We start from the raw sequence: 256 nt of genomic DNA, 5'->3' as shown, positions 1-256 counted from the left end.
CCGATTGACCCTGGCGTACCGGACGAGCGGAAGAACTGGTTGATAAAAGATTGTTCAGCCAAATTGCTGCTCACCGATATGTGGGCTGATATTCCGGCTGATCTTCTGGCTGTTCCGTTATTTCGTCTCTCTGGCGAGATGAGCACCATCAGGGAAGAAGACTGCCTCAATCCTGACTTACCCGCTTCCAGTACCGGATCTGCGTATATCATGTATACCTCTGGCTCTACCGGTACACCAAAAGGCGTGGTAGTGC

The 256-nt window shown here is 51.6% G+C and carries 1 protein-coding gene; it reads left to right on the top strand.

Going from position 1 to position 256, the window contains the following annotated elements; translation table 11 throughout:
- Positions 1-256, top strand: a 256-nt coding sequence (locus AAC854_RS23565) for an AMP-binding protein (RefSeq protein WP_340619187.1), incomplete at both ends; no start/stop codon positions are given.

Source organism: Xenorhabdus entomophaga (assembly GCF_037996725.1).
Classification (GTDB): domain Bacteria; phylum Pseudomonadota; class Gammaproteobacteria; order Enterobacterales; family Enterobacteriaceae; genus Xenorhabdus; species Xenorhabdus khoisanae.
The sequence above is the reverse complement of the archived record's forward strand: the minus strand, read 5'-3'. Positions and strand labels throughout refer to the sequence as shown.